The organism is Aurantiacibacter spongiae (genome assembly GCF_003815535.1).
In the GTDB taxonomy this organism is placed as follows: domain Bacteria; phylum Pseudomonadota; class Alphaproteobacteria; order Sphingomonadales; family Sphingomonadaceae; genus Alteraurantiacibacter; species Alteraurantiacibacter spongiae.
Genome location: NZ_RPFZ01000001.1, coordinates 2,255,401 through 2,275,930 on the forward strand (window position 1 = coordinate 2,255,401; position 20,530 = coordinate 2,275,930).

Consider the following 20,530-nt stretch of genomic DNA (forward strand, 5'->3'; position numbering starts at 1 on the left):
CCTACAGAAAAGGTTCGTATCCAGCCGGCAGATCGCCGTCCCGCTCGGCCTGGTCGGTCTGGTCGGCCTGCGGATTGCTCGGCGAATGGATACCGCATTCGGTCTTGTCCCAGCCGCGCCAGCGCCCGGCGCGCGGATCCTCTCCCGGCGCGACCTTGCTGGTGCACGGCGCACAGCCTACCGAGAGATAGCCTTGCGCCTCCAGCGGGTGCCGCGGCAGGTCGTGGGCCGCGAAATAGGTTTCCAGGTCGGCTTTCGTCCAGTCGCCGAGCGGGTTGATCTTGAGCCGTCCATCCTCGACCTCGAAGCGCGGAATGTCCTGCCGGGTGACGGACTGGAACGCCTTGCGTCCCGAAATCCAGCTGTCGAGCCCCCGCTTGGCCCGCGCCAGCGGCTCGACCTTTCGAATGGCGCAGCAACCGTCGGGATCGTAGGACCAGCGAAGCCCGCTTTCGTCCTTCTGCGCGAGCGCGACCGGATCGGGCCGAACGACCTCCGCGTGGCGGATGCCGAGCGTTTCGATCAGCGTGTCGCGATAGGCCAGCGTCTCGTCGAACATCTTGAGCGTATCGACGAAGATGACCGGAACGTCCCGGTCTGCCTCGGCTACCAGATGCAGCAGGACGGCGCTTTCGGTGCCGAAGCTGGAGACGACGGCGACGCGCCCGGGCGTTCCCTCGGCAAACAGCGTCCGCAGCATCCGTCCTGCGTCGACGCCAGCGAACCGCGCGTTCAGCCTGTCGGCGTCCACCTGCGCGAAGGCAGGAGCGGTGTCGATCCGGTCGATGCGGCGGGCGAGCTCACCCATCGCGCCTGCCCCCGTGGCGCAGCGACCAGATCGGCGTACGGGCGTCGGCAGCGGGCTGGTAGACATGCGGCCAGCGCTCGAAAGCGGCCCGTGCGTCACCCTCGTCCAGCGCGCGATCGGGTGCGAAGGAATCGAAGCCGCAGCGACGCATGTTGGGCAACTGATCGACCAGAACGTCGCCCACCGCGCGCAATTCGCCGGCGTAGCCATTCTCTCGCAGTGTCCGGGCGGCGGAATAGCCGCGCCCGTCGCCGAAGCCGGGAAAGTTGACCTCGACCAGCTGGATGCGGTCCAGATGGGGGACAAGGTCCTGAACGTCGTCGCCCGGCTCGATGCGAACCGCGCTGGCATTGGACTGGGCGAGGAAGGAATCGACCGTCACCGCGGCGTGGTCGACCATATCGTCTTCGCGAAACCGGAACTGCACCTCGTCGCGGCCCGTGCCAAGGCCGCCGCCCGCAGGCGACTGGGTGGGCTCAGCCATAAAGCGCCTCCTTGAACGGTTCCATGCCGAGACGGCGATAGGTGTCGAGGAAACGCTCGCCCTCCTCGCGCCGGTCGAGATAGAGGTCGGCCACGGTCTCGACGGCGTCGACGATGCCCGCCTCGTCGAAGCCGGGGCCGGTGATCTTGCCGAGCGATACGTCCTCCGCCTCGCTGCCGCCGAGCAGAAGCTGGTAGTTCTCTGTACCTTTGCGATCGACGCCGAGGATACCGATATGGCCGGCGTGGTGATGCCCGCAGGCGTTGATGCAGCCCGAGATCTTCAGCTTCAGTTCGCCCAGCGCATCGCCCTTGCCAGTGGCGGCGAAGCGTTCGGACAGCTTCTGCGCCACCGGGATGGATCGCGCATTGGCGAGGCTGCAATAATCGAGCCCGGGGCAGGCGATGATGTCGTCCACCTGATCGAGATTGGGTGTGCCCAGGCCGGCCTCTGCAAGCGTCGCGTAAAGCGCGTGCAGGCGCGCGATCTCCACATGCGGCAGAACGATATTCTGCGTGTGCATCACGCGGCATTCGTCGAAACTGTATTCGCTTGCGAGATCGCCCATCAGGCGCATCTGGGCGGCGCTGGCGTCGCCGGGAATGCCGCCCACGGGCTTCAGGCTGATGACCGCCGAAACGTAGCCGCGCGCCTTGTGCGGGTGGGTGTTGCGACGAACCCAGCGGGCGAAGCCATCATCCCCGCTCGCCTCGATCGCGCCCGACAGGTCTTGCGCGTCGGGCGTTTCGCCATCGTTGTCGACGAAAGCGGGATCGGCGAAGAAGCCGCGGATGCGTTCGAGTTCGGCGAACGGCGGTTCGATGCCCTGTTCGAGAAGGTGAGCGAATTCCTCCTCTACCTGCCGCGCGTATTCTTCCGCGCCCAGTTCGTGAACGAGGATCTTGATGCGCGCCTTGTACTTGTTGTCGCGGCGACCGTGGCGGTTGTACACCCGCAGGCACGCCTCGGCATAGGTAACGAGCTGATCGAGCGGCACGAAGTCCCGAATGCACGGGGCAATCATCGGGGTGCGGCCCATGCCGCCGCCGACGTAGAACGCCGCGCCGAGCTCACCGGACTCGTCGCGGATGATAGAGATGCCGATATCGTGCAGCCGCATGGCCGCGCGGTCCTTCGGGGAAGCGATCACGGCGATCTTGAACTTGCGCGGCAGGTACATGAATTCCGGATGGAAGCTCGACCACTGCCGCAGCAATTCGGCGTAGGGTCGCGGATCGGTCACCTCGTCGGCGGCGGCGCCGGCGAAGTGGTCGGAACTGATGTTGCGGATGCAGTTCCCGCTGGTCTGGATCGCGTGCATCTCGACCTTCGCGAGGTCCGCCAGGATGTCCCCCGCATCCTCCAGCCGGATCCAGTTGTACTGGATGTTCTGCCGCGTCGTGAAATGCCCGTATCCGCGATCGTACCTGTCGGCGATATCGGCCAGCGCGTGCATCTGGGCGCCCGAAAGCGTGCCATAGGGGATCGCCACCCGCAGCATGTAGGCATGCAGCTGCAGGTAGAGGCCGTTCATCAGCCGCAGCGGCTTGAACTGGTCCTCGCTCAGGCTGCCGTCGAGACGGCGCGCGCATTGATCGCGGAACTCCTCCACGCGCGCGTCCACCATCGCCTGGTCGTACTGGTCGTATCTATACATCAGATCACCCAATCCAGCGCCGCGGGGTCTTTCGGTTTCAGCGTAAGGTCGGGCCTTACGGTCGGCCCGAGCGCACGGACGCGGTCCTTGATATGGGCCGGCCGGGGGCCGTCCGCGGTCAACTCGGCGGCGATGGCGTAGGGTACATTCACGCGGCGCGCGGCTTCCTCGCGGGCCATGATCGCTTCACCCTCGTCGCCCGCGTCCACCGCGTCGGCGAGATGGACCGACCAGCCTTCGCCATCCCACCAGACGACTGCGCCTGATTTGAGGTCGTTTCCGGTGAGGATCTTCATGACGCGCGGGCCTCTTCCAGCAGGGTGGCAAGGGCGGCGTCCTCACGCGCGGTGACATCGCCGATGATGATGAGTGCGGGGCTGCGAACCGCCTCGTCCGCGATGAGATCGGGCAGGCCGGCCAGCGGACCGCGCAATACGCGCATCGCGGGGCGGCAGGCATTCTCGATGACGGCGATCGGCATGTCCGGGGCAAGACCGTCGGCCATCAGCTTTTCGGCGATCTGCGGCGCGGTCTTGACGCCCATGTAAATCACCAGCGTTCGGCCCCTGCCGGCGAGCCCGGCCCAGTCCTGTTCCGACAGGCCCTTGCACTGGCCAGCGACGAAGCTGACGATGCTGGCATCATCGCGGTGGGTGAGGGCGATCTGCGCGGCCGCGGCGGCCCCGTTGGCGGCGGAAATGCCGGGCACGATCTCCACGCGGATCCCGGCGGCGCGGGCTGCCTCGGCTTCTTCGCCGCCGCGACCGAACACGAACGGATCGCCGCCCTTCAGACGCACCACGTCGACGCCGCGGCGCGCCTCGCGTACCAGCAGGGCATTGATGTCATCCTGCGGCAAGGTGTGCTTCGAGCGGCTCTTGGCGACCGAGACCAGCCGCGCTTCGGGGCGGGCCGTGGCGAGAATTGCGCGGTCGACCAGCCCGTCATGGACGATCAGCTCCGCCCGTTCGATAAGCCGCGCGGCGCGCAACGTGAGCAGGTCCGGGTCGCCCGGACCGGCGCCCACCAGATAGATCGTACCGTTTTCCATGACAACGAAGGTGCGGTGATCGGCGGCGACATGCCAGCGAGAATGGGTTGGGCCGGCCTTAGGTAAGCTTTACCCGTCGTCCCGCTTGGCCTCGACCCGTTGCGAGATCGCGGCGACAAGCTGCTGGAATTGCGCATTGTCGCGCAGGTTCAGGTCGCGCTGCGGGAAGGGAATCTCGATATCGCTTTCCTGGAACAGATTCCACAGCCGGTTCAGCACGGCGGAGCGGACGTTGCCGACGCCCATTTCCGGATCGTCGATCCAGCAATGGATGGTGAAATTGACCGAGGAATCGCCGTATTCGGACATCCACACCGTCGGCGGCGGGTTCTTCAGGACGCGGTCGCAGTCGGCGGCGGCCTTGAGCATGAGTTCCTGCGCGATCTTCATGTCGCACCCGTAGGAGACGCCGACATTGACCTGCATCCGCACCTTCTTGGACGAATAGGACCAGTTCTCCACCTGATTGACCATCAGGTTCTCGTTCGGGATCAGATATTCGCGCTCGTCCCGCGTGGTGATGGAGACGGCGCGAATGCCGATCTTGCGGATCTGCCCGAAGGTCTCGTTCCCCGCCTGGTCGGCGATGTTGATGACGTCGCCCGGCTTGATGGAGCGGTCCATCAGCAAGATTATCCCGGCGATCAGGTTGCCGAAGGTCTTTTGCAGGCCGAAGCCGATGGCGAGGCCGAAGGCCCCGGAAAACACCGTCAACGCGGTAAGGTCGATCTCCAGCAGATCGAGACCCAGGAGGATCGCCGCCGCCCAGATCAGGATGGTGACGAGCTTCTCGCCCAGCAGGCGCTGGGTCGAATTGAGCTTGGTGAACTTGCGCAGCGCCCGGCGGGCGAGGGCGGTGCCGATGCGGGCGATGAGGATGACGCCGAGCACCACCATGATGACGACCAGCACCGTCCACAACGAGAACCGGGTGTCGGCGATGGAGAAGCCGATCCTGTCGAGCTTCTCCACGAAGTCGGCGAAGCCCGGGGTTGCGTCGGCGACCGCGTCCTTCAGCGCATCGGCGCCGCCGACCGTGTCGCCCCCGATTTCGGGTGGAGGCGCCGCGCTGCTGCTGGAGATGTCGACCACCTGCCCCACCGCGTCGCGCGTATCGCCCGCGACGCGCGCGATGCCGCCCGCCGCCGCCTGCCCCGCATCGGCGACTCCCGCGGGTTCGGGCGCGGCGGTGCTTTCGGTACCGGCAAGCGGATCGGTAAAGCTCATGGATCCCCCATCGCGGCGAACCCGCGGGCGAGGTCTTCTATCAAATCGCCGGCATCTTCCAACCCGGTCGAAAAACGGATGCCGAGGCCGCTGCCGGTATCGATTCCCGGTGGCCAGGCGCGCAGCGTGTGGACGGGGGCGGGGTCGAACGGGATGGCGAGACTTTCGAAGCCGCCCCAGGAAAAACCGATACCGAACAGGTCGAGCGCATCGATCAACCGCGCGCGGGCGGCCACGTCGGCGTGTTTCAGCACGATGCTGAACAGCCCGCAGCCGCCCGTGAAGTCGCGCTGCCACAGATCGTGACCGGGCGCCCCCGGAAGCATCGGAGACAGCGTTGCGGCGACCTCGGGACGCTCGTCAAGCCAGCGCGCCAGTTCGAGCGCGGTCGCCGTACTGCGTTCCAGTCGCACGCCCATCGTTCGCAAGCCCCTGAGGGCGAGCGCCGCGTCGTCGGGCGAGACGACCTGACCCATGAACTGAGCCTGCCGGCGAATACGGTCGATCAGGGGCCGGGCGGCGGTGACGCTCCCCATCATCACGTCCGAATGGCCGCCGACATGCTTGGTCAGACTCATGAGGTCAATGTCGCAGCCATGCTCGAGCGCGGGAAAGCCCAGCGGACTGGCCCAGGTATTGTCGATGACGGTGACGACGCCCCGTTTGCGTGCCTCGGCGGCGAGCGCGGGGACGTCGCACACCTCCATCGTCAAACTGCCCGGACTCTCGAGCATCGCCAGCTTCGTGTTTTCGCCGATCATCGCGGCGAAGCCGGCGGGGTCGAGCGGGTCGAAGGGTCGCGCGGCGATGTCCATTCGCGCCAGCATCCCCATCGCGATGTTGCGCGTGGGTTCGTAGGCGTTGTCCGTGACCAGCACCTCGTCCCCCGGGCGCAGCAGGGCGAGCATCGTGCAGGCGAGGGCGGCAACCCCGCTGGGAAACAGTTCGGTCCCCTCGGCGGCGGGCGAGAGGGAGGTGAGCGCATCGGCAAGTGCCCACTGCGTCGGGCCGCCGCGGCGCCCGTAATAGAAATGTCCGTCCTCGTTCGGGCGGCCGCCCGCAAGATCGGCACAATCGTCGTAGAGATGGGTGCTTGCACGCCAGACGGGCGGGCTGACGACCCCGCCTGGCTGCCCCGGAACGCCCGTCCACTCGCGCCGACGACCGAGTTCGACGAGCCGGGTGGCGGGCCTGCGATCGCTTCTGTTCAAGAGGGCGCGCCGATCGCCTTGGGCGTGTCCGGGTCGGCGCCCCATTCCGCCCAGCTGCCATCGTAGAGAGCGGTATCGTCGCGTCCTGTCAGGTGTAGTGCGAACAGCAGTACCGATGCGGTCATCCCGCTGCCGCATGTGGTGACTACGGGCCGGTCATCCTCGACGCCGGCGGCCGCGAGTTCGCCCCTGATGGCCTCCGGATCCCGGAAAGTGCCATCGTCATTGAGCACCTTGCGGAAGAACAGGTTTCGGGAGCGGGGTATGTGGCCCGCGGGTACGCCCGGGCGAATGTCGGGCGCCTCGCCGCGAAAGCGCGGTGCGTCGCGGGCGTCGAGAACCTGTTCGCGCCCGCTATCGATGTTCGCGAGCATTTCCTGCTTGTCGCGGACCGCGCCCGCGCCGCCTGCGGATGCGAAGGCGGTCGGCTCGATCGCGGCCCCACCGCTTTGGGTTGCATGGCCCGCCGCCCTCCATCCGGCCAGCCCGCCATCCAGAATGGCGACGTTCTCGAGTCCGTAGAACCGGCAGATGGCCCAGGCCCGCGCCGCCGAGCGCAGATCGCTGTCGTCGTAGAGCACGATGGCGGCATCGCCGCCTACGCCCAGCAGACCCATGCGCCTGTCGAACTGGATCCGTGTGGGAAAGGCGGACGGGACCGCACTGCTTTCGTCGACGAGTGTCTTGAGATCGAGGTAGCGGGCACCGGGGATATGCGCCGCCTCGAACTCGGCGCGCGCATCGCGGTTGGCGTCGGGCAGGTGGGCCGAGGCGTCGAGAATTGCGATATCGGGCGTTCCCAGGCGCTCGGCCAGCCACTGCGCATCGACAAGGGGAGGGATCAAGGTTTGCTGCTGTTCGGACATGGAGCCTAAGGTTAGACCGCGCGTGGCCCCGCGTAAACGCCTCGGTTTCAGTCGAGCGCGCGCTCGATCCGGCGAGCGGCGAGTTTGCGGAACACGGTGCGGGTCGATTCGAGGTCGATGGGATGGACGCGCCCGCCTTCCTCCGCCGGCACGCCGATCAGGATGGCGATGCGCTGCGGCGCGATGCCCGCCCCGACGATGCGCAACCGGGCGAGGGGAAGGATGGTGGCGCGTTCGGCCACGAATACCACCCGCGCTTCCGACAGCGGCAGCGTCCATTCTCCCTTGAGCGAGACTTCCTGGCCCGGCGCCAGCAGCGAAACCGTATCGATGCGCGCGCCCGCCCCGGGGCCGCCCAGCTGTTCGCGTTCACCCAGCGTAGCGTGGGCCGCGGCAAGATCGCTGGCCACGCGCAGCCCTACGACATGCGTGTCTCCCGCATTGCGCAGCAATAGTCGCCAGTTGCAGATGGCGTTGACCATGCCCACGCTCAGCCGTTCGGGTTCGAGCGTCAGATCGAGCACCCCGGCGGGCGCATCGTAGGAACGGCGGGCGGGGGCTTCGGTCGGCATCGCGCCTGCCGGATTAGGCCAAAGGCGGGTGCGGGGGAAGCGCGGCTTGTATCCCGCGTATCGGTGGGCCATCTGGGCGCCCATGAGCGACAGCGATCCCGGCGCCCCGAAACATCTCGGACGGCAAAGTGCCCTGCCTTCTTCTCCGGAAGAAGCGACACTCGATTACGTGCCCAACCCGCGCGAGGGGACGCTCTACTGCATCCGCTTCGCCGCACCCGAGTTCACCAGCCTGTGTCCGGTGACCGGTCAGCCCGATTTCGCCCATCTCGTGATCGATTACGCGCCCGGCGGAAAGATCGTCGAATCGAAAAGCCTGAAGCTGTTTCTGGGCTCGTTTCGCAACCATTGCGGATTTCACGAGGACGTGACCGTGGGCATCGGCCAGCGGCTGTTTGCGGAAATGCGCCCGCGCTGGCTCAGGATCGGCGGCTACTGGTATCCGCGGGGCGGCATTCCCATCGACGTGTTCTGGCAGAGCGGGGAACCGCCCGCCGGGCTGTGGCTGCCCGATCAGGGCGTCGCGTCCTACCGCGGGCGTGGCTGACCCGGGGCGGGACGGGATCGGTCCCCAGCTTGCCATCGGCGACACGCTTCGACTAGGAGCGCGCCAGCAAGACCACGGTGGGCGGACGCGAAACGCGCGACGCCGCCGCTGCATGAGGATCTGTCGCAAATGCGTATCGTGATGATCGGCACCGGCTATGTCGGGCTTGTTTCCGGAGCCTGCTTTTCCGATTTCGGCCATACCGTCACCTGCGTCGACAAGGACGAAGGCAAGGTGAAGGCCTTGCTCGACGGCAAGATCCCGATCTTCGAGCCGGGGCTGGACGAGCTCGTCGCCAAGAACGTCGCCAACGGGCGCTTGTCCTTTACCCTCGACATTGCAGAGGTGCTGCCCGACGCGGACGCGGTGTTCATCGCCGTGGGAACGCCGTCGCGGCGGGGCGATGGGCATGCGGACCTGTCCTACGTTTATGGCGCCGCGCGCGAGATGGCGCCGATGCTGCGCGACGGCGCGGTGGTCGTCACCAAGTCGACGGTGCCGGTCGGTACCGGCGACGAGGTCCAGCGCATCATTGCCGAGGCATGTCCGGATCTCGATTTCTCCGTCGCCTCCAACCCGGAATTCCTGCGCGAGGGCGCGGCGATCGACGATTTCAAGCATCCCGATCGCGTCGTGGTCGGCGTCAATGACGATCATGCGGAGCAGGTGCTGCAGGAGATTTATCGCCCGCTGACCCGCAACGATTCCCCGCTGCTGATCATGAGCCGTCGCGGCGCGGAACTGACGAAATACGCTGCCAACGCCTTCCTGGCGACGAAGATCAGTTTCATCAACGAGATCGCGAATCTGTGCGAGAAGGTCGGCGCCGACGTGCGCGACGTGGCGAAGGGCATCGGGCTCGATTCGCGCATCGGCAATCGTTTCCTCCAGCCCGGCCCCGGCTATGGCGGATCGTGCTTTCCGAAGGATACGCTGGCCCTGCTCAAGACCGGGCAGGATTACGAGGCGCCCCTGCGGATCGTCGAATCGGTCGTCGCCAGCAACGACACGCGCAAGCGCGCCATGGGTCGCAAGGTGGTGAACGCGCTGGGCGGCGGGGACCAGCACGGCAAGACAGTGGCGGTGCTGGGCCTTACCTTCAAGGCCAATACCGACGACATGCGCGACAGTCCGGCGATCGCGGTCATTCAGACCTTGCAGGATGCCGGCATTGCCGTGCGCGCCTACGATCCCGAAGGCATGGATCAGGCGAAGAAGGTTCTCGACAACGTCGATTATTGCACCGGTCCCTACGAAACGCTCGAGGGCGCCGACGCGGCAGTCATCGTGACCGAATGGGACGCTTTCCGCGCGCTGGACCTGACGCGGGCGAAATCGCTTCTCAAACAGCCCCTGCTGGTCGATCTGCGCAATCTTTACAGTCGCAGCGATGTGGAGCGGCAGGGCTTCACCTATATCGGCGTCGGTCGCTGACGCCCTTTTCTCCGCGGGAAATGGTGCCGGTTGCAGGAATCGAACCCGCGACCTTCGGTTTACAAAACCGCTGCTCTACCAGCTGAGCTAAACCGGCACCGCCTGCGCGCTATTGCGGCAGGCGGTGAGAAAGGTCCAGTGGTGAATTGAACTGTCGGTTCACGTTCGAGAGAGGGTCTTCATCCGTTCGAGATGGCCTTCGATGATCGGGCTGACCTCGCTTGCGAAACTGCGCAGCTGCGGACAATCGCCCTCGTCCCGGAAGTGGTGCATCAGCTTGACCGCTTCCTCGTGCGCGGAAACCTGCTGGTCGAGATAGGTCTCGTCGAACTTGTCCGCCGGTGCGTCGCGCAGATGTTCGATCATCTTCTGCCGGCGGCTGTCCATCTTCGAAGGCATATCGTCCGCGGACACCTTGCCGGACTGTTCGACCGCACGCTTCAGCTTGGTGGTGCTGTCCGTATGATCTTCCACCATCTTGGCGGCGACTTCCTTGACCTGGGGCGAGGTCGCGCGCTGCTGGGCGATACGGCCGGCCTCGATCTCGTACTGATCGCTGATCGCGGCGCTTTCGACGAAACTGTCGGCGCTGCTGGTCATCGACGCGCTCGCCTTGCCGACCATTCCACCCGCGGCATCCATGGTCTTGTCGACGGCGTGCTTGAAATCACTTTCGTTCTCGGTGCTCATGAGGTGTCTCCTGTCGGGTGTTACCTTCTCAACACGCGAAACCCGGCGAATTGCCCCGCAATGTCGCAAACCTGCCTCGATTCATCGAATGACCTCCGATCAATCCCCTGATATCTAACATTTTTTACATGACACCGAAGGTCCAGCCCTCGGTTCGGGCGATTTCCCGCGTCATGGAGCCCGGCGTCCAGAGCTCGCGGCGATCCGCAACGCGGCGCAGCCAGGCGGCGGATACGAGGGCGTCGGTCGCGTGATCGTCTATCGGTCCCGCGCCCCCGATCGGCGGACTTGCGAGCGCCCGCAGCGCATTGTCCAGGCCTTCCCGGGTGCGGATCTTGCTGCGCCCCGCCCGCCTGCCAGCGGCAATCGCGGCAAGCGTGGTGTAGATCTCGACCACAACCGATCCGCGCGGGGGCAACGGGTCGACGGGCCAGACCGGCAGCCTGCCGGCCAGGCGGTTCAGCATCCGCATTCCGGTCAGGCTGGACTTGCCCACCTGCGCTGCGCCGACGAGGTTGAAGTTCGACGTGGGGCGGCACCCTTCACGCTCCTGCGCGCGCTCCGTCACCCTGAAGCGACCGCGCCCGTGGGCTGCGTCGTCGCAGCGGAACAGGGCGCCCTCGCGTCCGCCGTGGCGGCGGAAATAGGGTGCGAGATCGGGATGATCGACGAAACCGCGTGCGCCCAGATGGGGATCGTCGGCGCACAGCCGGTCGACCATCGCCCACAGCGCCCGGGCGTCGGGCGGCGAGTCCGGATGACCGGGGAAATACGCGCCGCAATCGGCAAATGGCAGGGCGATACCAAGGTCGAGACCAACGAGCGTATCGTCCGGCAGATCATCGCGCAGCAGCGCGAGGACACTGACCCGCGACCATCCCCCCTCGCTGTGCAGCAAGGCGGGCGCGCCGCCGTCCGCATCGGCGCAGGCGACAGCGATCCCGGTGTGCCGCTCGCCGGCCGCACCCGACCAGTCGATGGCGATGAAGTGGGAAAATCGGCTCACCCGCGTTCGCGACGCAGCTTGTCCCAATAGGCGAGGCGCTCGGCGATCTTGCGCTCGAAACCACGCTCGACCGGAGTGTAGTAGGTCTGCGGCTCCATCTCTTCGGGCCAGCAGCTGTCCCCCGAAAAGCCCTCAACGGCATCGTGGTCGTAGGTGTAGCCCTTGCCGTAGCCGGCATCCTTCATGAGCTTGGTCGGCGCGTTGACGATGTTCATCGGCGGCATCAGGCTGCCGGTTTCCCTGGCGCTGCGCCAGGCGGCCTTCTGCGCCTTGTAGGCGGCGTTCGACTTGGGCGCGGTAGCGAGGTAGAGGCACGCCTGCGCCAGCGCCAGCTCGCCTTCCGGGCTGCCGAGGAACTGGTAGGCATCCTTCGCCGCCAGGCATTGCTGCAACGCCTGCGGATCGGCCAGTCCGATATCCTCGACCGCCATGCGCACCAGCCGCCGTGCCAGATAGAGCGGCTCTTCCCCCGCCGTCAGCATTCGCGCCAGATAATAGAGAGAGGCCTGCGGATCGGACCCGCGCACCGATTTGTGAAGGGCGGAAATGAGATTGTAATGCCCCTCCCGGTCCTTGTCGTAAACGGCAACGCGGCGTTGCAGGAAGGCACCGAGTTCCCCCGGTCCCAACGCCTCGTCGATCCCCGCATTATACAGCGTTTCCGCCTGGTTGAGGAGGAAACGCCCGTCGCCGTCGGCACTGGCGATCAGGGCATCGCGCGCGGCATCGGTCAGGGGCAAGGCGCCTTCGAGCTCTTCTGCACGGCATAGCAACCTGCCGAGCGCCGCCGCGTCCAGCCGATGCAGGATCAGCACCTGTGCGCGGCTGAGAAGCGCGGCGTTTAGTTCGAAGCTGGGATTTTCGGTCGTGGCGCCGACCAGCGTCACCACGCCCCGCTCCACGAACGGAAGAAAACCGTCCTGCTGGGCGCGGTTGAAGCGATGGATCTCGTCCACGAACAACAGTGTGCGCTGACCCGCCTTCTTCGCCTGTTCGGCGGCGGCAAAGGCCTTCTTGAGATCCGCGACCCCCGAAAACACCGCGCTTACCGCCTCGTAGCGCATCCCCACGGCGGCGGCGAGCAGGCGGGCGATGCTGGTCTTGCCCGTGCCGGGCGGACCCCACAGGATCGTGCTCGACAATTTGCCCGCGGACACCATCCTTCCGATCGCCCCTTCCGGGCCGGTGATGTGCTCCTGCCCGATCACCTCGTCCAGCGAGCGGGGCCGTAGCCGGTCGGCTAGCGGCGCATCCTCCGCCGGTCCGTGCGGAGCGAGAGGGGTGGGGGGATCGTCGGAAAACAGGTCGGCCATGCTGTGCGCGAGATAGGTAGAGCAAGCCGGATTTGCCAATCGCGCGGGGGCGGGGCATATCTTTCATCGAGAGGAGAGGGAACGATGGCTACTCGTTTCGCCGATCGCGTCACGCGCGGACGCTTTTCGCGGGCACCCTGGCACCTGTGGGTCGTCGGCGTGCTGGCGCTGATCTGGAATGGCTTTTCCGCTTACGACTATCTGATGACGCAGACGCAGAACGCCAGCTACATGGCGGCGTTTACCCCCGCGCAGCTCGACTATTTCTACGGCTTTCCCGCCTGGATGATCGCGTTCTGGGCGCTCGGGGTCTGGAGCGCGACCGCCGGCGCAGTGCTGTTACTGGCGCGCAGTCGCTTTGCCCTGACGGCCTTCGTGCTGGGAGTCGTCGGACTGATTGGCGCCAGCGTCTATCACCTTACCAATCCGGCACCCCCGGGCGTCATGGACGGGGCCGGTCTCGTCATCACGATCGTCATCTTCATCAGCCAGATCGCGCTGATCTGGTATGCAAGGAGGATGCGCGATCGCGGCGTGCTGCGCTAGGCTGGGCTAGGCCGATATCCGCGCTGATTCGTCGACCGAGCGAGGCGCGTGCCGGGAGACGAGGCGCAGATAGGCGTCGGCCACCGCCTTGTTGATGGCGTCCCACGAAAAGTCGCGCGCACGCCGCTCTCCCGCTGCGCCATGCGCCTCCCGCGTGGCGGGATCGCGGATGTAGGCGGCAACGGCATCGGCGAAGGCTTCGGTGTCGCCGGGTTCGACCAGGCGCCCGGTGACGCGGTCCTCTACCAGGCTGGTGCTGCCCGTTGCGCGGGCCGCGACAACGGGAATGCCGCAGGCCATCGCCTCCAGAGTGACGTTGCCGAAGGTCTCGGTAACCGACGGGTTGAGCAGCATGTCCATGCTCGCCACCGCACGGCCCAGGTCCGCTCCGCCCTTGAAGCCGGTAAAGATCGCATCGGGTACGGCCTGCGCGAAGAAATCGCGCGCCGGCCCTTCCCCGACCACGAGCACCTTGTGCGGTACGCCGCGCTGCTTCAGCAGGCCGACCGTTTCGGCGAAGACGTCCAGTCCCTTCTCCAGAACCAGCCGACCGAGGAAGCCGACGGCGACGTCGTCTCCGTCGATGTTGTGCCGGCGGCGCCAGTCTTCGTCACGGCTTGCGGGCGAGAAGATGTCGCGATCCACCCCGCGCGCCCAGATGGCGATGTCGTCGTTCATGCCCTGCTCGCGCAGCACCGCTGCCATGCTCTCGGACGGAACGACCAGCGCGTCGCACCGACGGTAGAAGCGGCGCAGCATCCGCACCATCAGCGGTTCGAGAAAACCCATCCTGTAATAGCGCGGATAGGTTTCGAACCGGGTATGGACCGATCCTAGCACCGGAATGTTGCGCTCTCGCGCCCAGCCGACCGCGCGGTGACCGGCGATGTCCGGGCTGGAAACATGCAGGACGTTGGGCGCAAAACCTTCCAGGTCGCGTTTCGCCGCCGCACCCAGGGCGAGCGACATGCGGTATTCGCTGCGACCGGGGATGGGCATGTTGGGCAGTCCCACGAGATCGCCCGCCGGCTCGAAGGCGGGGTTGTCGACCTTGGGCGAATAGACGCGGACCGTCGCGCCCTGTCGCAGCAGGTAGTCGACCAGGCGGTTGAGCGCCTGGTTCGCGCCATCGCGGACATAGTTGTAGTTGCCGCTGAACAGCGCGACGCGAAGATCGGCCGGTGTCATTTCCTTGTCTCTAGGGAAGCGCGGATGGCTTGGCGAGGGGCAGCGGGAGCCTGTGCCGGCAATTCGCGGCCGTGTGACGGATTTGCGACCGCCCGCGGGTGAAGACACCGCCGGCCGGCTCTGCTAGGCGCGCGCTTCGCCATCGCGAGGGGGGACAATGTCGACCGCAGAAACGCTCGTTACCGGAGCGATGGTGCTGGTTTTCGCGGCCATCCACCTGTTCACGAAGCGCTTGCGCTTCCTCGATTCGACTCCGCGAAGCAAGTGGCTGTCATTCGCCGGCGGCGTGGCGGTTTCCTACGTCTTCCTGCACGTCCTGCCCGAGATCGGCGCGCACCAGCGTACCTTCGCTGCCGAAATGGGTGTGCCGGCGCTGGTGGCGGAAAGCACGGTCTATTCGCTCGCGCTCGCCGGGCTCGCTGTCTTTTACGGGCTGGAGAGGGCGGTAAAGGTCAGCCGGGCACGCTCGCGCGCAAAGGGGGCGGGCGACCGGCTGGAACGCCGCGTGCTCTACCTGCACCTTGCCACATACGGCGCGTTCAACATGCTCGTGGGATATCTGCTGGTCCACCGGGAGGAGGGCGGTGCGGGTGCGCTGGCGCTGTATTTCGTCGCCCTCGCGCTGCACTTCGTCACCGCCGATTTCGGCATGCGCAACGATCACAGCGCGGCTTACGACAGGATCGGCCGCTGGGTCATCGCCGCCGCCGTGATCGCCGGCTGGGGGCTGGGCCTTGCGACGCAGCTGTCGGGCGTCCTGATCGGCTGCCTGTTCGCGCTGCTGGCGGGCAGCATCGTGCTGACCGTGCTGAAGGAGGAACTGCCCGAGGAGCGGGAAAGCTACTTCCGCCCCTTCGCGCTCGGACTCGTGATCTATGCCGGGCTGGTGCTGGCGGAGCGGCATCTGGTGTAGCCACCCCCCCCCAACTTCTTCGGGCGGCCGATCAGGCGTCGGCCTTGCGCTTGGCGCGCTTGCGCTCGTGCGGATCGAGATGCAGCTTGCGCAGACGGATGTTCTGCGGCGTCACCTCCACGATCTCGTCGTCGCCGATATAGGCGATGGCCTGTTCCAGCGTCATCCGGCGCGGCGGGGTCAGGCGAATGCCCTCGTCCTTCCCGCTGGCGCGGAAATTGGTGAGCTGCTTGGACTTGAGGGGATTGACCTCCAGATCGTCGGGCTTCGCGTTCTCGCCGATGATCATGCCCTCGTAGAGCTTCTCCCCCGGCTTCACGAACAGCTCGCCGCGATCTTCCAGCGCGTTGAGCGCGTAGGCCTGCGCCTCACCCATTTCCATGGAGATCAGCACGCCGTTCTGCCGCCCCTCGATCTTGCCCTTGTAGGGGCCGTAGCTGTCGAACAGTCGGTTCATGATCCCCGTGCCGCGCGTGTCGGACAGGAATTCGCCGTGATAGCCGATAAGGCCGCGGCTGGGCGCCAGGAAGGTCAGGCGCGTCTTGCCGCCGCCGCTCGGGCGCATGTCGGTCATCTCCGCCTTGCGCTGCGCCATCTTCTCGACGACCGTGCCGGAAAACTCCTCGTCCACGTCGACCACCACGGTTTCGTAGGGTTCCATGCGCTGCCCGTCTTCCTCGCGATAGAGAACGCGCGGACGGCTGATCGACAGTTCGAAGCCCTCGCGCCGCATCGTCTCGATCAGCACGCCGAGCTGCAATTCTCCGCGGCCGGCAACCTCGAAGGCGTCCTTGCCCGCGGCTTCGGTGATGCGGATGGCGACGTTGCCCTCGGCCTCGCGCTCCAGCCGCTCGCGGATGACACGGCTCTGCACCTTGTCGCCCTCGCGTCCGGCATAGGGGCTGTCGTTGACGGCAAAGGTCATGGACAGCGTGGGCGGGTCGATCGGCTGGGCATGGATCGGCGCGGTGACGTGCGGCGCGGCGAGCGTGTTGGACACGGTCGCGTCGGTCAGGCCGGCGATGGCGACGATATCGCCCGCCTTGGCATGCAGCACCGGCTCGCGCTCGAGCCCGTTATAGGCGAAGACCTTGGTGGCGCGGCCGGTTTCGACGACATTGCCGTTCACGTCGAGCGCGCGGATCGGCATGCCGGTTTCCAGCCTGCCGCTCTCTATCCGGCCGGTCAGGATACGGCCCAGGAAGGCGTCGCGGTCCAGCAGCGTCGCCAGCATGGCGAAATCGCCGTCGGGATCGAGATCGGGCGCGGGAACGTGGTTCACGATCAGCTCGAACAGGGCAGCAAGGTCGCCTTCGCGCGCTTCGGGATCCTCGCTGGCATAGCCGGAGCGGCCGCTGGCGTACAGGACCGGAAAGTCGAGCTGTTCGTCATTGGCATCGAGATTGACGAACAGGTCGAATACCTCGTCCAGCACCTCGCTCGCGCGCGCATCCGAGCGGTCGATCTTGTTGACGACGACGATGGGCCTGAGGCCGAGACCCAGCGCCTTGCCGGTCACGAACTTGGTCTGCGGCATCGGCCCTTCGGCGGCGTCGACGAGCAGGATGACGCCGTCGACCATGGACAGGATGCGTTCCACTTCCGCCCCGAAATCGGCGTGGCCCGGCGTATCGACGATGTTGATGCGATAGGATTGCTGGCCGCCCTCGGGCTTCCACTCGATACTGGTCGGCTTGGCGAGAATCGTGATCCCGCGTTCCTTTTCCAGCTCGTTGGAATCCATCGCGCGTTCTTCCACCCGCTCGTTCTCGCGGAACGTGCCGGACTGACGGAAAAGCTGATCGACGAGCGTGGTCTTGCCGTGATCGACGTGGGCGATGATCGCCACGTTGCGTAGGGGCGCGGAGGACATGCGGGTTTTCCTGGTTTCTCGGGTCGCTAGGCGATGCGGCGGGGGTGATGCTGCACCTGCGAATGCGCGCGCCCCTAGCTGCAATGCGCGCTAGGAGCAAGCTGCGTCATCGCATGATCGGACGCCGGACCGCCGCATTCTGCCTGTGACGTATAGGTGAAGAGGCTGACTGTGGCGTGAATGTTACACCGGAAACCGCTTTCACGACGCGGGAATCCGCGCCGATTGTGCCACGGCGGGCCGCGCCTTATCAGGTCGCGGACTTTTCGGGTCGCTCGGGCCCCTTGTGCATGGACCGGGAAAACGGCGGCGCGATGATGTCCGAGGGAGAGAGATGGAGATTTCAATGACCAGCTTTGCTGCCGGCAGCGCCGGCTTTTCGCGCAAGTTCCTGTGCGGCGTCGCCGCGCTCGCCCTGATGACGCCCGCCGCCGCCTTCGCCCAGGACGAGGCGGAAACCGGTCAGGACATCTATCCGCCGGAAGAGGAAGAGGCGATCGGCAATGCCATCGTCGTGACCGCCACCAAGCGCGAGCAGACGCTTCAGGAAGTACCGGTTGCCGTCTCCGTGACCACGGCCGAGACGCTGGAACGCGACCAGATCCGTGATCTGAAGGACTTGCAGACCGTCGTGCCCTCGCTCTCGGTCGGTCAACGACAGTCGAGCGCGAATACCGGTTTCTTCATCCGGGGCTTCGGCAACGGTGCGAACAATGCCGGGATCGAGCCTTCGGTCGGCGTCTTCGTCGATGGCGTCTATCGCAGCCGCACCGCCAGCCAGCTGTTCGATCTGCCCAACGTCCAGCGGATCGAGATCCTGCGGGGACCGCAATCGACGCTGTTCGGCAAGAACGCGTCGGCGGGCGTGATCTCGGTCACCACGCAGGAGCCGCAATTCGATCTCGGCGGATCGGCCGAAGCGACCTACGGCAATCACGACCAGTTCGTGACCAAGGGCTACATCACCGGACCGCTCGGCGAGAACATGGCCGCGAGCCTGGCCGCCGGCTACAACCGGCGCGACGGCTTCTTCGAGGATCTCGGAACCGGAGAAGACAGCAACAACCGCAACCGCTGGTTCGCGCGCGGGCAGTTCCTGCTCGACAATTTCGACAACCTCTCGGTCCGTTTCATCGCCGACTACGATTCCATCGACGAGCGGTGCTGCGGTGTCGTGAACGTCCAGTCCGGCCCCTCGACCGCCGCCATCCTGGCGCTGGGCGGGCAGGTGACGGACCCGAACGATCCGTTCGCGGATGTCATCTACAACAACTTCCCCTCCACCAATGAGATCGACAACTGGGGCCTGTCGGCGCAGGCCGACTGGGATGTCGGCGCGTTCACGCTGACCTCGATCACCGCCTATCGCGATACCGAGGCGGTAACGGTGCAGGATTCCGACTTCTCCAGCGCGGATCTCATCTATCCCAATTCGCAGGATCTGGGCATCGGCACCTTCACGCAGGAATTCCGCGTGACCGGAGAGCTGTTTCCCGGCCTCGATGCGCTGCTGGGCGTGTTCTACATCAACGAGAACGTGGAGCAGGCGAACCAGCTTCTCTACGGTTCGGACTTCCGCAACTACGCCAACCTGCTGGTCACGCAGGCGTCGGGCGGGGCGTTCACCGTGCCCGCGCTGGAACAGGTGTTCAGCGCTGCCTACGGCCAGGACTTCACCAACCAGTTCTTCCAGGACGGGCAGGGCTTCACGGAAGCCTACACGCTCGATTCGGAAGCCTACTCGATCTTCGGCCAGGTCGATTTCGAGATCGTCCCCGGCCTCGTGCTGACGCTTGGCGGCAACTATACCGACGACAGCAAGCAGTTCACCCAGAACGCCAATTCGACCGACGTGTTCTCCGCGATCGATTTCGACAGCGCGCAGCTCGCTCCGTTCCGGGGGCAGGTGCTCACGCAGGGCGCTCTCGCGCAGACGGTGGGGGCGCAACTCGGGCTCGGCCGCCCGGCGACGGCGGCCGAGGTGCAGGCCTTCGCCACCGGGATGAGCCCGGCGGGCGCCGCGGGTGCCGCCGCGTTCCCGACGATCCTGGCAGGGGCGCAGCAATTCGCCGCGGCGAACGTCAACAATCCGCTGGCCAACCCGCTCAATCCGCTGCGCGCGCTGCAATTCCTGCCGCCCTTCCTCAATGTTCCGAACGCGGTGGAAGACGGCAAGATCAGCGACGACAATTTCAGCTACACGATCCGGCTCGCCTATGACGTGACGCCCGACGTGAACGTCTACGCAAGCTACGCCACCGGCTTCAAGGCGAGCAGCGTGAACCTGTCGCGCGATGCGCGCCCCTCACTGGCGGACCGGCAGGCGATCATCGCCGCCGGGCTGGCGCAGCCCAACCAGACCTACGGCTCGCGTTTCGCCGGGCCGGAGGATTCTGAGGTTCTCGAAGCGGGCGTGAAAGCCAATTTCGACTATGTCTCGGCGGCGCTGACCGTGTTCGACCAGACCATCGACGGGTTCCAGTCCAACATCTTCAACGGGTCGGGCTTCGTCCTCGCCAATGCCGGGCGCCAGAGCACGTTCGGTGTCGAGTTCGAAAGCACCGTCTTCCCGACTTCCGACCTGACTCTGAATGCCGCGGTCACCTATCTCGATCCGCTCTACGACAGCTTCGTGCAGTCGGCGCAGGGTGATATTTCGGGCACGCGGCCCGCGGGCATTCCCGAGTGGACCGTGATCGTGGGCGGCCAGTACGAGTTCGATCTGGGCGGCGCCTTGCTGATCCCGCGGGTCAATTACCTGTGGTCATCGGACACCCAGCTGGTCGAGGGTCTGCCCGCCTTTGCCGTGCGCGGCCCTGACGGCTCCTTCGTCGACGCACAGCCTGCGCTCGACGCCGCCGCGCCGTTCAGCCGGGAGGTGAACGACCTGACGGCGTCCATCACCTACGAAAGCGATGCCGGCTACGCGATCTCGCTGTGGGGCCGCAACCTGCTCGACGATCGTTACCTCGGCACGGTGTTCGACACCCCCGCGCAACCGCGCAGCGTATCGGGCTACCCGAACGATCCGCGCACCTACGGCATCACGGCGCGTTACCGCTTCTGATTGCGGCCGGGTCCGCCATGCTACGCAAAAGGGGGCTTCGCGGCCCCCTTTTTCGTTTGCGCCTTCCGTGCGATTGT

19 protein-coding genes and 1 tRNA gene are annotated in these 20,530 nt (G+C 66.0%); 5 read left to right on the forward strand and 15 right to left on the reverse strand.

The genetic code is table 11. From position 1 onward, the window contains the following. Position 1: 1 nt before the first annotated feature. From EG799_RS10960 to EG799_RS11000, 9 genes are all read right to left on the reverse strand, one after another. Positions 2-808: a phosphoadenylyl-sulfate reductase gene (locus EG799_RS10960; protein ID WP_123881131.1), complete on the reverse strand. Its 807-nt coding sequence runs from the start codon at positions 806-808 to the stop codon at positions 2-4. Continuing rightward, complete coding sequence (locus EG799_RS10965; RefSeq protein ID WP_123881133.1) at positions 801-1,292, reverse strand: DUF934 domain-containing protein; 492 nt, start codon at positions 1,290-1,292, stop codon at positions 801-803. Before EG799_RS10965 ends, EG799_RS10960 begins: the two co-directional genes overlap by 8 nt. Continuing rightward, positions 1,285-2,949: a nitrite/sulfite reductase gene (locus EG799_RS10970; RefSeq protein ID WP_123881135.1), complete on the reverse strand. Its 1,665-nt coding sequence runs from the start codon at positions 2,947-2,949 to the stop codon at positions 1,285-1,287. Before EG799_RS10970 ends, EG799_RS10965 begins: the two co-directional genes overlap by 8 nt. Beyond that, positions 2,949-3,245 (reverse strand): DUF2849 domain-containing protein, encoded by a 297-nt coding sequence (locus EG799_RS10975; protein WP_123881137.1) that lies wholly within the window; start codon positions 3,243-3,245, stop codon positions 2,949-2,951. The genes EG799_RS10970 and EG799_RS10975 overlap by 1 nt, the downstream gene beginning before the upstream one ends. Continuing rightward, the gene (cobA, locus tag EG799_RS10980; protein WP_123881139.1) at positions 3,242-4,000 is read right to left on the reverse strand and encodes a uroporphyrinogen-III C-methyltransferase; all 759 of its coding nucleotides are present in this window, start codon (positions 3,998-4,000) and stop codon (positions 3,242-3,244) included. The genes EG799_RS10975 and cobA overlap by 4 nt, the downstream gene beginning before the upstream one ends. Before the next feature lie 69 nt (positions 4,001-4,069). Then, on the reverse strand, positions 4,070-5,227 hold the full coding sequence (locus EG799_RS10985; protein WP_123881141.1) for a mechanosensitive ion channel family protein: 1,158 nt from the start codon (positions 5,225-5,227) through the stop codon (positions 4,070-4,072). After that, the gene (gene metC, locus EG799_RS10990; protein WP_123881143.1) at positions 5,224-6,483 is read right to left on the reverse strand and encodes a cystathionine beta-lyase; all 1,260 of its coding nucleotides are present in this window, start codon (positions 6,481-6,483) and stop codon (positions 5,224-5,226) included. Before metC ends, EG799_RS10985 begins: the two co-directional genes overlap by 4 nt. Continuing rightward, positions 6,435-7,304, reverse strand: coding sequence for a sulfurtransferase (locus tag EG799_RS10995; protein ID WP_123881145.1), 870 nt, complete (start codon positions 7,302-7,304; stop codon positions 6,435-6,437). Before EG799_RS10995 ends, metC begins: the two co-directional genes overlap by 49 nt. Before the next feature lie 47 nt (positions 7,305-7,351). After that, positions 7,352-7,876, reverse strand: a complete 525-nt coding sequence (locus EG799_RS11000; protein WP_123881147.1) for a hypothetical protein — start codon at positions 7,874-7,876, stop codon at positions 7,352-7,354. Between the two features lie 82 nt (positions 7,877-7,958). Here EG799_RS11000 and queF point away from each other — a divergent pair, with 82 nt between their 5' ends. Both queF and EG799_RS11010 read left to right on the forward strand, forming a co-directional pair. Beyond that, a complete protein-coding gene (gene queF / locus EG799_RS11005; protein WP_123881149.1) occupies positions 7,959-8,423 on the forward strand; it encodes a preQ(1) synthase in 465 nt (154 codons plus the stop codon). A gap of 129 nt (positions 8,424-8,552) precedes the next feature. Further along, positions 8,553-9,857 (forward strand): UDP-glucose dehydrogenase family protein, encoded by a 1,305-nt coding sequence (locus EG799_RS11010; protein ID WP_123881151.1) that lies wholly within the window; start codon positions 8,553-8,555, stop codon positions 9,855-9,857. Between the two features lie 21 nt (positions 9,858-9,878). On the opposite strand, the gene EG799_RS11015 is transcribed toward EG799_RS11010, so the two are convergent. The 4 genes from EG799_RS11015 to EG799_RS11030 all read right to left on the reverse strand — a co-directional run bounded on the left by EG799_RS11015 (position 9,879) and on the right by EG799_RS11030 (position 12,866). After that, a tRNA-Thr gene (locus EG799_RS11015) sits at positions 9,879-9,954 on the reverse strand. Positions 9,955-10,016: 62 nt separating this feature from the next. After that, on the reverse strand, positions 10,017-10,547 hold the full coding sequence (locus EG799_RS11020; RefSeq protein ID WP_123881153.1) for a DUF4142 domain-containing protein: 531 nt from the start codon (positions 10,545-10,547) through the stop codon (positions 10,017-10,019). A 124-nt stretch (positions 10,548-10,671) separates the two neighbouring features. After that, positions 10,672-11,553, reverse strand: a complete 882-nt coding sequence (locus tag EG799_RS11025; protein ID WP_123881155.1) for a hypothetical protein — start codon at positions 11,551-11,553, stop codon at positions 10,672-10,674. Beyond that, complete coding sequence (locus EG799_RS11030) at positions 11,550-12,866, reverse strand: replication-associated recombination protein A (RefSeq protein ID WP_123881157.1); 1,317 nt, start codon at positions 12,864-12,866, stop codon at positions 11,550-11,552. The genes EG799_RS11025 and EG799_RS11030 overlap by 4 nt, the downstream gene beginning before the upstream one ends. A gap of 84 nt (positions 12,867-12,950) precedes the next feature. On the opposite strand from EG799_RS11030, the gene EG799_RS11035 reads away from it, so the two are divergent. After that, positions 12,951-13,412, forward strand: a complete 462-nt coding sequence (locus tag EG799_RS11035; protein WP_123881159.1) for a hypothetical protein — start codon at positions 12,951-12,953, stop codon at positions 13,410-13,412. 6 nt (positions 13,413-13,418) lie between these two features. On the opposite strand, the gene EG799_RS11040 is transcribed toward EG799_RS11035, so the two are convergent. Then, complete coding sequence (locus EG799_RS11040; protein WP_123881161.1) at positions 13,419-14,600, reverse strand: glycosyltransferase family 4 protein; 1,182 nt, start codon at positions 14,598-14,600, stop codon at positions 13,419-13,421. 157 nt (positions 14,601-14,757) lie between these two features. Here EG799_RS11040 and EG799_RS11045 point away from each other — a divergent pair, with 157 nt between their 5' ends. Then, positions 14,758-15,513: a hypothetical protein gene (locus EG799_RS11045; protein ID WP_123881163.1), complete on the forward strand. Its 756-nt coding sequence runs from the start codon at positions 14,758-14,760 to the stop codon at positions 15,511-15,513. A gap of 31 nt (positions 15,514-15,544) precedes the next feature. On the opposite strand, the gene typA is transcribed toward EG799_RS11045, so the two are convergent. Beyond that, entirely contained in the window at positions 15,545-17,386 is a 1,842-nt protein-coding gene (gene typA, locus EG799_RS11050) for a translational GTPase TypA (RefSeq protein ID WP_123881165.1), read from the reverse strand. Between the two features lie 346 nt (positions 17,387-17,732). On the opposite strand from typA, the gene EG799_RS11055 reads away from it, so the two are divergent. Next, positions 17,733-20,453: a TonB-dependent receptor gene (locus EG799_RS11055; protein WP_123881167.1), complete on the forward strand. Its 2,721-nt coding sequence runs from the start codon at positions 17,733-17,735 to the stop codon at positions 20,451-20,453. Positions 20,454-20,530 lie beyond the last annotated feature (77 nt).

Coding starts and splice junctions, on each gene's coding strand:
- EG799_RS10960 (WP_123881131.1), bottom strand. CDS start 808: ATGGGTGAGCTCGCCCGCCGCATCGACCGGATCGACACCGCTCCTGCC.
- EG799_RS10965 (WP_123881133.1), bottom strand. CDS start 1,292: ATGGCTGAGCCCACCCAGTCGCCTGCGGGCGGCGGCCTTGGCACGGGC.
- EG799_RS10970 (WP_123881135.1), bottom strand. CDS start 2,949: ATGTATAGATACGACCAGTACGACCAGGCGATGGTGGACGCGCGCGTG.
- EG799_RS10975 (WP_123881137.1), bottom strand. CDS start 3,245: ATGAAGATCCTCACCGGAAACGACCTCAAATCAGGCGCAGTCGTCTGG.
- cobA (WP_123881139.1), bottom strand. CDS start 4,000: ATGGAAAACGGTACGATCTATCTGGTGGGCGCCGGTCCGGGCGACCCG.
- EG799_RS10985 (WP_123881141.1), bottom strand. CDS start 5,227: ATGAGCTTTACCGATCCGCTTGCCGGTACCGAAAGCACCGCCGCGCCC.
- metC (WP_123881143.1), bottom strand. CDS start 6,483: ATGGGGCGCCGACCCGGACACGCCCAAGGCGATCGGCGCGCCCTCTTG.
- EG799_RS10995 (WP_123881145.1), bottom strand. CDS start 7,304: ATGTCCGAACAGCAGCAAACCTTGATCCCTCCCCTTGTCGATGCGCAG.
- EG799_RS11000 (WP_123881147.1), bottom strand. CDS start 7,876: ATGCCGACCGAAGCCCCCGCCCGCCGTTCCTACGATGCGCCCGCCGGG.
- queF (WP_123881149.1), top strand. CDS start 7,959: ATGAGCGACAGCGATCCCGGCGCCCCGAAACATCTCGGACGGCAAAGT.
- EG799_RS11010 (WP_123881151.1), top strand. CDS start 8,553: ATGCGTATCGTGATGATCGGCACCGGCTATGTCGGGCTTGTTTCCGGA.
- EG799_RS11020 (WP_123881153.1), bottom strand. CDS start 10,547: ATGAGCACCGAGAACGAAAGTGATTTCAAGCACGCCGTCGACAAGACC.
- EG799_RS11030 (WP_123881157.1), bottom strand. CDS start 12,866: ATGGCCGACCTGTTTTCCGACGATCCCCCCACCCCTCTCGCTCCGCAC.
- EG799_RS11035 (WP_123881159.1), top strand. CDS start 12,951: ATGGCTACTCGTTTCGCCGATCGCGTCACGCGCGGACGCTTTTCGCGG.
- EG799_RS11040 (WP_123881161.1), bottom strand. CDS start 14,600: ATGACACCGGCCGATCTTCGCGTCGCGCTGTTCAGCGGCAACTACAAC.
- EG799_RS11045 (WP_123881163.1), top strand. CDS start 14,758: ATGTCGACCGCAGAAACGCTCGTTACCGGAGCGATGGTGCTGGTTTTC.
- typA (WP_123881165.1), bottom strand. CDS start 17,386: ATGTCCTCCGCGCCCCTACGCAACGTGGCGATCATCGCCCACGTCGAT.
- EG799_RS11055 (WP_123881167.1), top strand. CDS start 17,733: ATGACCAGCTTTGCTGCCGGCAGCGCCGGCTTTTCGCGCAAGTTCCTG.